We start from the raw sequence: 12,026 nt of genomic DNA, 5'->3' as shown, positions 1-12,026 counted from the left end.
CCCTGCTACGATGATTCTATTCATCGACAGCAGGGGGTTTTTCGTATGTTCCTATTGCGCGCCAACCGCGCCTTCGCCAAAATGTTCGCCGCCTACGGGCTGGCCGCTTTCGGAGATTACTTGGATTTTATCGCCGTATCGATCGTGATGGGGTTCGTGTGGAAGGCGGACCCGATGACGATGGCGCTTCTGCCGCTGTCCTACGCTGTACCCGGCATACTCTTCAGCCAACTGGCGGGAATCTTGGCGGACAGATGGAATAAACGCAATCTGATGATCGCGACCGATCTGATACGGGCCGCTTTGACGCTAATGCTGATCTTCGCGCCCGACGTCTGGACGCTGCTCGGGCTGCTGGGGCTGCGGTCCGCCGTGCGCGTCTTTCATTTCCCGGCTCAACAGGCGATGACGCGGGCCGTTGTCGAACCCGGGCTGCTGCTGCAGGCGGCCTCGCTCAACGGGGCCGTCTTCCAGCTCTCCAAGGTTTTCGGCCCGCTGCTGGGCGCGTCGCTCGCCTCAGCCTTCTCTCCTTCGGCCTGTATGGCGGTCAACGCGGGCTGCTATGTCCTCTCCGCGCTGCTGCTCCTGTCGATTCCAGCCCGGAGCGTATCCGCCGCGGAACAACCGCTTGATGAGAAGCACGACTCGATGGGGAAAGCTTGGAAGGAAGGCTGGCTTATCGTGCTGAGAACCCGCTTGCTGCTGACGAGCATCCTGTTCGCCCTGACCGGCCTTGCCGGCATTCAACTGATCGACGCCCAGATTACGACGCTGGTTCGCGAGGTGTCTCCGGAGCGCCCGGAGCTGCTCGGCTGGCTCGTCGCCGCGATCGGCGCCGGCGGGCTTGCGGGCGTCTTCTGGCTGCGCAGGCTCAAGACGCTGATGGCCTACGGATGGCCGCTCGGCGGAGGCGTGGCGCTAATCGGCTTCATGTTCGCCGCCGCAGGCTTCTTCCGCCCGGACACCCCAATGTGGTTCATCCTGCTGTCCTCCTTTGCCGGAGGCATCGGCACCGGGCTTATCTCCGCGGGCATGAACTACATCGTGCAGAAGGAGACGCCCGCCGAAGCCGTCGGCCGCGTCAGCGGCATTATGGAGTCTTTAAGCGGCGCTCTCTTCGTGTGTGCGCCGCTCGCCGGGGGAGCGCTGGTTCGGTTCTGCGGAGTGTCGTACGCCTTTCTGTTCGTCGGCCTGGCCGTCGGGGCCGTCGGAATCGCGGGGATGACGCTGCAGCGGCGGCTGTGGCGTCTTCCAGCGCCGATCGCGCAACCGGAGGGCTGAAGCCTCGCAGCCGCTCGCCGAACAGACCGCGGACTTTCGCCTTTGAACTTCGCGGTCCTTGATCGCCCTCTCGTCTTCTTGCCACATATTTCCCGGAGTTCTGGGAAGATTATTCCAAAGCGAGATTTTCCTTTTATTCGCGCCCGGGAGGTCCGTATGAACGATTCCGCACCCCAATCGCAACGTCCGGATCCGGAAGTTCCGGCGAGTCTCGACGAACTGCAGGCGTCCTTGCAGCTGTTCCTGGGCGACAGCTCGGATGTCGTGTACAGGAATATCGCGTTTCGCCGCATGCCCGGCTTGATCGTCTACATCGAAGGCATGGCCGATCCGAGGCATGTGATCGAAGCTCTCCTGGAGGCGAAGCCCGACGAACGAGAGGATTCGCCGGAGCGCCCGTACGAGACGATCCGTACCGGAGTCATCACGGAAGGCCAAGTGAACGAAACCGATTCGTTGGAGGAAGTCTGCGGCGATCTGTTAGGCGGAGCCACGATGATCTACATGGACGGCTGCCGCTCCGCGCTGCTGGTCTCTACGAAGAGCTTGAAACAGAGAGCCGTTCAGGAAGCGACTTCCCAATCCGTCGTAAGAGGGCCGCGCGAAGGATTTACCGAGGATCTGGTCGACAATATCGCGCTCGTTCGGCGGCGGATCCAGCATCCGTCCCTCCGCATCCGCAAGTTCAAGATTGGCACGAAAACACGTACTCTCACTGCCGTCATGTACATGGAAGGCAAAGCGGATCCGGCGGTGCTCAGTGAATTGTACGCGCGTCTGGAGCGCATCAAGCTCGAGAGCGTGCTGGAGAGCAGCTATATCGAGGAGGCTATTCAGGACGAGCGGTACAGCCCGTTTCCTACGGTGTATAACTCTGAACGTCCCGACGTCATCGCGTCGGCCGTACTGGAAGGACGAATCGCCATCCTGGTGGACGGGACTCCGTTCGTTCTTGTCGTCCCCGCTCTGTTCGTACAGTTTTTTCAATCCAGCGAGGATTACTACCAACGCAGCGACTTCTCCAGCATGGTAAGGCTGCTGAGGTATTTTTGCTTCGCGATCTCCTTGCTTACCCCCTCGGTGTACGTAGCCGTAACCACCTACCATCAGGAGATGATTCCGCCGCCCCTGCTGATCAGCTTGATCGGGCAGAGGGAAGGCATTCCGTTCCCGGCGTTCGTAGAGGCGCTGATTATGGAGATCACGTTCGAGGTGCTGAGGGAGGCGGGCATTCGGCTGCCCAAGTCGATCGGGCAATCGGTATCCATCGTAGGAACTCTCGTTATCGGACAGGCCGCCGTCGAAGCGGGCTTCATCTCCGCGGCCATGGTCATCGTCGTGTCGCTGACGGCTATCGCGAACTTTGCCCTGCCGGCCTTTAACGTGGCCATCTCCATCCGGATGCTCAGGTTCGCGCTGATGGCGGCCGCGGCCATGTTCGGCCTCTTCGGAGTTATGGTCGCCATGATCATGCTCGCGCTGCATCTCAGCAGCCTGGAGTCGATGGGCGTGCCCTATATGTCGTCGCTGGCTCCGTTTAAGCTGTCCCGGCAAAAGGACACCCTGCTGCGGCTCCCGCGCTTCCTCCGGCTTCGCCGGTCCGGACGGAGCTAGCTTGCGGGGGCGGCGAGGCAATTCGGACAAGGAAGGTGAATTCCAGTGGAAAACCGGACGCGAAGCCGCGCATGGATACTGATCGCGCTTCTGATCTCTCTGTCCGCGCTTCTCTCCGGCTGCTGGAGCAAACGGGAATTGAACGAGCTCGGCGTGGTCGTCGCGATGGGCATCGATCTTCATCCGAGGGGATACAAGGTGACGGCTCAGATCGTGAACTTCAAAGACGCCGGCAAGCACAACACTTCCGACGTCATGTCCGTCGTGACGTACCAGGCCGCCGGCGAATCGGTTCCCGAGGCGCTTCAGCGCATGCTCAGCGAAGTGCCGAGGCAGCTGTACATGTCCCATCTGCGCGTGCTTGTGTTCGGAGAAGCTATGGCGCGTCAGGGGCTGACGGACGTATTGGATTTCGTGGCCCGGAATCATCAATTCCGGACCGATTTCCCCCTGTTGGTAGCCCACCGCAGCGAAGCGGCCGACATCCTCCGGGTCGTGACGCCCATCGAGAGCATCCCGGCCAACTCCCTGTTCTCCTCCATCCTGGTGTCCAGCAAGAAGTGGGCGGCGACCGGCCGGATCACGCTCCAGCAATTCATTACCCAGCTTGACCGCGGCGGCTCGGACCCCGTGCTGTCCGGAGTCGAAGTCGTCGGTGATAAAACCTCCGGAACTACGGACAAAATCTGGCATACGCTCAAGCCGAATGCGATGATTCATCATTCGGGCCTGGCAATCTTCAAGCGGGACAAGCTCGTCGGCTGGCTGAAGGAGCAGGGAAGCAAGACGGTCAACTATCTTCTTAACGACGTATACACGACGAATGCGTCCTTCAAGTGCCCGGACGACGAGAAGCAGGCGATCAGCATGCAGCTGCAGTGGGTGAAATCGAGGATCGACGTCGTGCTGAAGGGGGAGGAGCTGTCCGGGTTTAATGTGAACGTCTATGCGGAAGCCAATCTGGACTCGGTCCAATGCCCGATGGATATCAGCCAATCGGCCGCCATCTCGGCGATCGAACGCAAGCTGGAGGAGCGGATCGTGGACGTGTTCGACCAACACGTAAGCAAGATCCAGAAGCGGTACGACGTAGACATCTTCGGACTGGGGGAAGTGCTGCACCGCCGCCACCCCAAAGTATGGAAGAAGTATAAAAGCGACTGGGACAAACATTTCAAGGAGGTCGACGTCACGATTCGCGCCCAAGTGAAATTGCGCCGCGTCGGCTCCATCGTTCAGCCGTTGAAGAAGGATATGATGAACCGATGAACGTCAATTGGCGCATTCTGCTGTTCCTGCTCCTGTCGATTCTGCCGTGGTACGAGAGAGGGTATTTGCGGAATCTGCGCTCCCGAAGGGATACTGTGCTATTCGTGCTGCTGTGGGTTCTGTCGTTGGCCGCCGCGGGAGCGGAATGGCTCGAGCTTCCTATGCCGCGCCCCTTGGATTGGATTCGCGCGGCATCCGAGCCGCTGACCAAGCTGCTGCCGTAGAATAGAGCCGACTGGAGGACGAACGGGAAATGAAGACCGTGATTGTGGAACCCCGGCAGTTTTTTATTTGGACCTTCGGACTGACGGTCGGCACCTCCGTGCTGGTCATTCCTTCTTCGCTGGCGATGACCGCCCGGGAAGACGCCTGGATCGCGGCGCTCGTCGGCACGGCCATCAATCTGCTGATGGTTCTGCTGTACGTCGTCATCTCCAGACAATATCCGGGCATGAGCTGGTTCGAGATTATGGAGGCGGCGCTCGGCAGGTGGCTGGGCAAGTTGGCCGGCGGCTTCTATTTGTTTTATTTTCTGATTCTGGCCGGAACGCTGCTGGGCAATCTCGGCTTTTTCCTGACCAGCGAAATCTTGACCGAAACGCCGATCGAAGCGATCCAGCTTCTCTTCCTCGCCGCGGTCGTCTTCGCCGCCCGCTTGGGGATTGCCGCATTTGCCCGGGTGGGAGAGCTGTTGTTTCCGTGGATCGTTTTTTTCAGCTTGAGCTTGATCCTGGCCTTGCTGCCCCAAACGGAATGGACCTATATTCAGCCCGTGCTGGAAGACGGCTGGGGCCCAGCGCTCCAAGCAGGCTTCCATTCGGCGATGTTCCAGGAGCTGGTCGTCCTGATGGTATTCCTTCCCTTAACGAAGCAGTCCGGGCAGACAGCAAGGCACTACTTCCAAGCCGCGGGCCTGGGCGGCCTGCTGCTTACGTCCATCGTGCTGCTCAGCGTACTCGTCCTGGGGATCGAGCAGGCCGCCAACAGCACGTTTCCGGCTTACGCCTTGGCGAAGACAATCTCTCTCGGCGACTTCATCCAAAGAACCGAAGGCGTGCTCATCGCCTTGTGGATTCTTAGCTTTTTCGTCAAAACGATGCTTCTGGTCTTCGCCCAACTGCAGGGGCTTCAGTCGCTATTCAGGCTGCGCAGCTATCACCACCTGATCTACCCTCTGGCGGCTCTGATCTTGATCGTAGCGTGGAATACGTATCTCGATTCGATCTACGTCGCGGAAATCATTCAGAAGGTCTGGGCCAACTATTCCTTCGTCCATCTGGTCGTCTTCCCCGTCCTTATTCTGGTCGTCGGGGCTTTCCGGGGTAAGCGGCGGCGACGGGTTACCTGAAAACAAACCTCTCGTCATGGATGGCGCTTCGCGGTACGCCCCGCTTGCGGAATTCAACCCGGAATGCGGCCAGCATCGTCTCTGGACCGCACATGTACACGTGCTTGCGGGCCAGCTTGCCGGTTGTCGTCCGCAGCACATCCTCCACCGTAAATCTGCCCTCGAGCGAAGTATAGAAGATATGAGCGCGAAAGCGCCCGCTCCTGCTCTCCACCGCCAATATTTCGTCGACGAACAGCGCCTCTTCACGGGTTCTCGCCGAATAGTAGAAATCGATCCGACGATCCGGACCTGCCTGCCCGGACATGTCGCGAATCCAACTGATGAAGGGAGTCACGCCAATCCCGCCCGCGATCCAAATCTGCTCCTCGCCGCCCTGACGGTAGTCCAACGATCCGTAGCCTCCCTCGGCGATCGCTACCGTTCCTGCTTGCAGACGTTCGTACAGATACGAGGTGAAATCACCCGCCTTACCGATCGTCAGCCTCAGATCGCGTTCTCCCGGCGAGCTGCTGATCGTGAACGGATGCGGTTCCGCCAATGCCTTGTCGCCTTTGAACCGAATAAAGAGAAACTGGCCGGCTCGATAGGACAGCCGTTTCCTCATCGGCTGAAGGACGACCTCCGCAACTTTGGCGTTCAGCCGGTTCACGTTCAGCACCCGATAAGATGACCGGCGCCTCGTTAACGGAGCGATCAGCTCCGCATACAGGTAGGAAGCGATGCCTGTCGCGATAGCGACCAGCAGAGTCGAAAACAGCACGGGAGACGTGCGGATCAGCGTATCGACGAGCAGCATATGAGCGGTTCCCATAATGAAAAAAATGCCGATGAATTTGTGCGAAATCCGCCATTTGCCGTAGCCGATGCGAATAAGCCTCCGAAGGCCGGGAAGACGGGGGGCCAGAGCGATCAGCGTCATGATGACGAAGCCTCCCAACGCGATATATCCCGGAGCCCGCCCAGGAGGCGCCTCTCCCGGCGCGAGCGGGATAACGGCAAAGTGCAGAATGAGCAGCGCGAAGGAGGCCATCCCCGCGTGGCGATGCGCTTCATACATCTTGTCGAGCCCGAGCTCTCCGCCAGCTTGCGGAATTCGGCGTCCGCCTGGCTCGTCAGCTTCAAGTGCTTCGTCTTGAAGCTCTGCTTGATCAGCACCACCAGCAAAATAACGATCAGCACCAGAATTCCGAACGCGAATGCCATTCCCAAATAGCCGTAGATATTGAAGTCCATCTACTCTTCCTCCTCATTCGTCTTGGAAGACGGGGGCTCCTGAAGCGTCTTGGTCGCTTCGGCGACCGTCTCGGAAGTGACGTGAAACTCGAAGTCGGCAAGCTCGTAAAACTTCATCGCCTTACCGCTGTCGGACAGCTCCAGATTGCCGGTCACCAAACCCGCAGCCTCCAATCGCTGCAAGTGCAAATACAGCAAAGGACGACTCATCCGGACTTCTCTCGCCAGTTCGCTCACATATTTCCTCTGCTCCCGCAACGCCGCAACAATTCGCAATCGGTGAGGGTTCGCCAGAGCTTCGAAAACTTGAAGCAGTTCATTTCCGTTAATGCTCATAGGCACCTCCACATCCACTCGCGAATGTTACATGTGTAATAATTTTATTACATATGTATGATTCGGTCAACTCATCCCACATCCCCTACATAGCAAGGACTATAAACTCCGCTGCGGATCTTCTCTCCCAAAGCGCTCGGATACACCCGAATTTCGTCGAGCCGAGCGAACGGGACCCATTCGACTCCCACTTGATGCTCGTCCGGATGGATACCGTTGCCCATTGCGGAATCCGGATGCTTCAGGCTGCATCGAAAATAAAACTCGACTTGGTGAACGTCGGAATCCCACTCCGCGAATTGATGGTTCTTGCCGATATACTCGCGCACGAACAGCAGCTCTCCTACTTCGACTTCCTGTCCGATCTCCTCCATGCATTCGCGGACTGCGGCGTCCTTCAGCTCTTCTCCTTTCTCCTGGCCTCCTCCGGGGAACAGATAGAAGAAGCCCTCGTCGTCCTTGTTCTTGGTCAGCAGCAAACGATCGTCCCGGATAATGACAGCTTTGGCCGAATTGCGGATCGATTTCATGATGGCGTCTCTCCATTCGATATTTAGCATTACACTCGATTATATCCTACTGCCGAGGCAGCACGAAAAGGGCGAAGGGAATTCAGCGGTTCAACGCACAATCGGATAGGCGGCTCCTTGACGAACACCCTCCGAAAGGTATATCCCAAGAACTGCAACTCCGTGACTGAATACTCCTACATGTCATAAATAGCCGCTTTAGTTGTTATAAAAAAGTATTGTCGTGCATATAATAACGTTTTGATAGTCTTACATATTTCGTATGTTTAACTTTTTGTTTATCCTTTACTTTTGATAATGGTTAGTGGTATGATAGAGGTAAGGTTAGGCTAATACTGTTTATTCATTGAAGGGAGTGGTGCCTGGAACGAGGAAAAGCGTTGTATAAGGGAAATCAGAAAGCAGCTACAATGAGATGATTTTACTCATCAAGGATCAGAAATACTTACAAAAAAAAGCGACAGCTGCTTGCAGGCCAGTGATTCGTCGCATTACAGAAGAAAGTTCACATGTCAAAGCACAATTGATCATCAACAGATTAACCATTCGATCAATCTAACATACAGTAATATTGTGAACAGAGCCGATACCTTAAAGCACCCAAAACTATAAAATAAGCTCGACCATCTTACCCCATACCATATAACTATCTACCTTATGGTGCCAGGTCGCGCGTAAGGAGCATCTAAATTAATGACAACTAAATATGAGACTGGAAAGCTGTCTGCAAAAGGAGTCGTTGCGATCCCTGTTAAAGTTAGAAATTTTCTCGGCATAGAAGAAGGCGATCGCCTGGAGTTCGAAGTCGAAGGCGAGCGGCTTTTCGTTCGCGGGGTTAAAAAGGTGTCCATTTGGGACGTCTTTGGCAGTATGAAATTGGACAAACCACTTGTTGACGTGCAGGAACTCAGAGATCAATACCGAGAGGAGCTGATTGCTGATGAATTGCAGCGTGGTGAAAAAATGGAGGAATAATTGGAATGAAAACAATGTTATTAGCGGATGCGAATATTGGTTTGCGCATCCTAGTCGGTCAGCACGATATTGAGCTTGCCACTTCGGATACGGCTCGAAAGCACGCGGAATTGAAGTTTTTGGATACCAAGCGGTTACTCGGCGAGCTCGTGGCTGGGCGTGTGGGTTTGGTATTCACGGACGCCGTGATTGAAGAAATGTTCTTTGTGCTAAACAAGTCATACGGCAAAAGTAGAGCGGAAATCTCAGCAGGCATTACGGCTTTACTTGCCGTCGAAGGCATTGAATCAACATCCGCAATACGAGAGGCAGTTAAGCTTTACGGGACTGTGAATCTCGATATTGTTGACATAAAGCTCAGCGTACTTAGCAAAGAGCTTGGTTTACCCGTACTTACGTGGGACAAAGGTTTTAAACACCTCTCTTGCGAATATTACTCGCCCGCCGAGTTATCCATAGAAACGAATGATTCAGACGATGACGAGTAACGATTCGTCTCATAAGAAACATGAAATGGACAAGCCTTGATTAATGCCATCATCCAAAAGCCCGAGAGCGAAGTCTTTAACGACTTGGTTCTCGGGCTATTTCTTCTCCATATTTTGCTGGCTTAATGGTTCTGCAAAAATTCCGTGATGCCTTCCAGTTGGGACTTGAGAGCGATCGGATCCTGGAAGTAGAAGTCGTCCACGTTGTAGTCGTACACGGCTCCCGCCTGCACCGCCTTCACATCCTTCCAGATCTTGCTGCTCTCTATGGAAGCTTGATTTTTGCCGCTTGGATCGCGCAGTCCGCGGAACAGATAGTCCGCCTCGCCCAAATATTCGGGAATCGACTCAAGCGACAGAGGCGCCCAGCCATTCTCGAACGCGGCGTCCACGACCTTCTGCGGCGCTTTCAACCCCAGCTCGTCGTACAGGATGGCGCCGCCGCGGCCGAACGATTTGCCGTACAGGTACAATTCTTTCTCCCAGATCTCGAAAATCGCTACCGTCTTGCCGCTTGCAATCACGTCCGCGAGCAGCTCCTTCTTCTCAGCGACTGCCTTGTCGAACGTGTCCAGCCATGCGTTAGCTTCGGATTCGCGGCCGAGAATGCGGCCGATTTCCTGAAGACGTTCGCGGTAGGCATACTGTCCGTACGGAATAAAGACGGTAGGAGCGACTTTGGACAGCGCCTCGTACGCTTCCTCGTTATACGTGATGATCAGATCGGGCTGGAGCGCCACGATCTTCTCCAGAGCCGGGCCGGCATCGTCTCCGATATTTTCGACCCCGTTCAGGTATTCCTTGTAGTAGCTGGCCTGGAACACCATCGGAGGAGCTCCGATCGGCGTTACGCCCGCGGCGATAACGTCGCCGACATAGTCGGGAACGGTTACGACGACGCGTTCCGCCTTGGCCGGAATTTGGATAACTCCTTTGGCGCTCTCGTAATCGCGCATGCCCGAATTCGCGGACTCCGACGCTTCTGCCGAAGGCGACGCCGACGGAGAAGCCGCTGGAGAAGCGCTCGCCGATGCCGGCTGCGACTCCGCCGCCCCGTTCTCCTTCTTTCCTCCGCACGCGCTTATTAACAGAACGACCGCCAATAGCATGCCGGCAATCATCCAACCTTTACGACGACTGTTCAACCTTGCCATCCCCCTGAATGAAAATGATTTTTATTATCATTTGGAATGATAGCAAGATTATACTTCGACTGTCCATGGCGTAAAGTCATCGTATTGTTTATGGACGATTTTCATTTTTCCCGACGCAGCAGCGCATGCATCTGAAGCTCCAGCTGTCTCTCCAGAGCGAAGCCTTCGCTGAAGCGGAAATCCTCCAGCCGCATGACGTAAACCTGCCGCCGACGAACGGCCTCCAGCCCGCTCCATATCGGATCGCTCTCCAGCTTCCGCATCGTGCTTGCCAAGTTTCCGTTGCCTTCGCAGGCAATGATGAACATATGATCGGCCGCATATTCGGACAGCCGCGATTCCGGAATGCGCAGATGCCGATTCCGATCCAGAACCTCCTTCTTGACCCGCGAAGGAGCGTTCAGGCCCAGCATGTGAAAAAGGTTGGAAGCGGCACGCGCCGTATGATTCCAGACATAGAGATGGTCGTCGCGGCTCACCTCGTAGACGGCGACCGTCTCTTCCCTGCCTACGGCTCCGCTCCTCTCCAGCTCCGTCTTGGCCTGCGCCGCCTTCTGGCGGAACGAAGCGATCCACGCTTCCGCCTCGGCTTCCCGGCCCAACAGCGCGCCTAAGTGCCGCACTTCCTCCAACCGGTCCATCGTATCCCAGTCCACCGCCAGCACGGGCATCCGCTTCTCAAGCGCGGTTATCCACTCTCGCTGCGCGTAAGCGTATGTAGGAATAAGGAGCAAGTCCGCGTTCAGCCCGGCTACTGTCTCGACGATTTTGTCGTCGATCCGCAGGGGGACGACTTCCGTCAGCTTGTCCGCGATCGCGGCCGAGTAGTGCATCGTCTCTTCCAGCGCCGCAACGGGGGTCAGGCCGAGCGCCAGCAGCGCGCCGACGAACTGCACCGTCACGATGCGCCTCGGCTTGGGCAGGCTGTGGAACGCGCGGGGCGGCATGCCGGTCACCTGGCTGAACTTGCGGCTCAAATACAAGCCGTCCGAATAGCCAACCTTGTGCGCGATCTGATTAAGCGGCTCGTCGCTCTTCAGCAGCCACTCCTTGGCCTTGTCCACCCGGATGCGGGCAAGGTAATCGGTGAAGCTCCAGCCCGTCTGCTTGTGGAACAGGCCAGAGAAATAACGGGGATGGTACCCCATCATGGCCGCCATGCCCGAGCTCGTAACTTTCTTATCGTAATGCTGATGCATATATTCGACGATCCCTCTGATGGACATGTCCATCAGAGACACTCGTCCGGCAGACGGAACGCCCGCCAAGAACACGCTCCGAAGCAGCTCGCGTATCGCGGAAGAGAGGTCCGCATCGGGTTCCTTCCGTTCGTCCAAACGGCGCAGCAGTTCGTTCGCCTTCTCGGGCAGCGCGTAGTTGACGTAGGTCATCGGCGGAAGGGTATCGCGATTGACCCGATAGACGAGACGGGATTTGGAATGCTCGGCCAGTTCGTACCGTTCGAACGTGACGATCTGCAACTGCGCCTCTCCGCCGGACGCCCACCACTCGATGGCGACATCGGGAGGAATATAGGCGATCTGATTGCCGTTCAGGATCGTCCTCTGTCCGTCCAGCCACATCTCCGCCTCGCCCGAACGGGGCGCCAGAAGAGAGGGGAGAGAGGAACAATGCTTGCGGATCTGCGCTCCCTTGACCGTCGTCTCCAGCGTCGACCCGATCATTCCGAACAACTCCTTCGTATGATGCCGCTGCCGGTCGTCCATTCTCTCCGCCTCCCTCTTCGATTGCTTTTTTCCTATTTTAGCACAATGGGATCTAGTCGGCCTCGCGG

13 protein-coding genes are annotated in these 12,026 nt (G+C 56.7%); 7 read left to right on the top strand and 6 right to left on the bottom strand.

All coding sequences use genetic code 11. From position 1 onward, the window contains the following. The first annotated feature begins 45 nt into the window (after positions 1–45). The 5 genes from B0G52_RS27325 (at position 46) to B0G52_RS27305 (ending at position 5,512) form a co-directional block, all read left to right on the top strand. Complete coding sequence (locus B0G52_RS27325) at positions 46–1,281, top strand: MFS transporter (protein WP_094049237.1); 1,236 nt, start codon at positions 46–48, stop codon at positions 1,279–1,281. 156 nt (positions 1,282–1,437) lie between these two features. Further along, the gene (locus tag B0G52_RS27320) at positions 1,438–2,895 is read left to right on the top strand and encodes a spore germination protein (RefSeq protein ID WP_094049235.1); all 1,458 of its coding nucleotides are present in this window, start codon (positions 1,438–1,440) and stop codon (positions 2,893–2,895) included. 45 nt (positions 2,896–2,940) lie between these two features. Then, positions 2,941–4,164, top strand: a complete 1,224-nt coding sequence (locus B0G52_RS27315) for a Ger(x)C family spore germination protein (protein ID WP_233163116.1) — start codon at positions 2,941–2,943, stop codon at positions 4,162–4,164. Next, positions 4,161–4,388 carry a hypothetical protein gene (locus B0G52_RS27310; RefSeq protein WP_094049233.1) on the top strand — a complete coding sequence of 76 codons (228 nt, stop codon included), beginning with the start codon at positions 4,161–4,163 and terminating at the stop codon, positions 4,386–4,388. The genes B0G52_RS27315 and B0G52_RS27310 overlap by 4 nt, the downstream gene beginning before the upstream one ends. Before the next feature lie 29 nt (positions 4,389–4,417). After that, a complete protein-coding gene (locus B0G52_RS27305) occupies positions 4,418–5,512 on the top strand; it encodes a GerAB/ArcD/ProY family transporter (RefSeq protein ID WP_094049231.1) in 1,095 nt (364 codons plus the stop codon). Here the strand turns inward: B0G52_RS27305 and B0G52_RS27300 are convergent. From B0G52_RS27300 to B0G52_RS27290, 4 genes are all read right to left on the bottom strand, one after another. Continuing rightward, positions 5,505–6,434 carry a ferredoxin reductase family protein gene (locus B0G52_RS27300; protein ID WP_158223894.1) on the bottom strand — a complete coding sequence of 310 codons (930 nt, stop codon included), beginning with the start codon at positions 6,432–6,434 and terminating at the stop codon, positions 5,505–5,507. The two genes, B0G52_RS27305 and B0G52_RS27300, sit on opposite strands and share 8 nt — an antisense overlap. Then, positions 6,431–6,748 (bottom strand): hypothetical protein, encoded by a 318-nt coding sequence (locus tag B0G52_RS35730; RefSeq protein ID WP_158223893.1) that lies wholly within the window; start codon positions 6,746–6,748, stop codon positions 6,431–6,433. The genes B0G52_RS27300 and B0G52_RS35730 overlap by 4 nt, the downstream gene beginning before the upstream one ends. After that, positions 6,749–7,084 (bottom strand): ArsR/SmtB family transcription factor, encoded by a 336-nt coding sequence (locus B0G52_RS27295; RefSeq protein ID WP_094049227.1) that lies wholly within the window; start codon positions 7,082–7,084, stop codon positions 6,749–6,751. It abuts the gene before it with no gap. A 71-nt stretch (positions 7,085–7,155) separates the two neighbouring features. Beyond that, a complete protein-coding gene (locus B0G52_RS27290) occupies positions 7,156–7,614 on the bottom strand; it encodes an NUDIX domain-containing protein (RefSeq protein WP_094049225.1) in 459 nt (152 codons plus the stop codon). A gap of 693 nt (positions 7,615–8,307) precedes the next feature. Here B0G52_RS27290 and B0G52_RS27285 point away from each other — a divergent pair. Next, complete coding sequence (locus B0G52_RS27285; RefSeq protein ID WP_094049223.1) at positions 8,308–8,589, top strand: AbrB/MazE/SpoVT family DNA-binding domain-containing protein; 282 nt, start codon at positions 8,308–8,310, stop codon at positions 8,587–8,589. A gap of 5 nt (positions 8,590–8,594) precedes the next feature. Next, entirely contained in the window at positions 8,595–9,077 is a 483-nt protein-coding gene (locus tag B0G52_RS27280) for a PIN domain-containing protein (protein ID WP_094049221.1), read from the top strand. Between the two features lie 122 nt (positions 9,078–9,199). Here the strand turns inward: B0G52_RS27280 and B0G52_RS27275 are convergent, their stop codons facing one another. Together B0G52_RS27275 and B0G52_RS27270 are read right to left on the bottom strand one after the other, a co-directional pair. Beyond that, complete coding sequence (locus B0G52_RS27275; RefSeq protein WP_233163114.1) at positions 9,200–10,222, bottom strand: ABC transporter substrate-binding protein; 1,023 nt, start codon at positions 10,220–10,222, stop codon at positions 9,200–9,202. 110 nt (positions 10,223–10,332) lie between these two features. Next, complete coding sequence (locus tag B0G52_RS27270) at positions 10,333–11,958, bottom strand: helix-turn-helix domain-containing protein (protein ID WP_094049219.1); 1,626 nt, start codon at positions 11,956–11,958, stop codon at positions 10,333–10,335. Positions 11,959–12,026 lie beyond the last annotated feature (68 nt).

It is taken from the genome of Cohnella sp. SGD-V74 (assembly GCF_003001675.1).
GTDB lineage: Bacteria > Bacillota > Bacilli > Paenibacillales > Paenibacillaceae > Cohnella.
The sequence above is the reverse complement of the archived record's forward strand: the minus strand, read 5'-3'. Positions and strand labels throughout refer to the sequence as shown.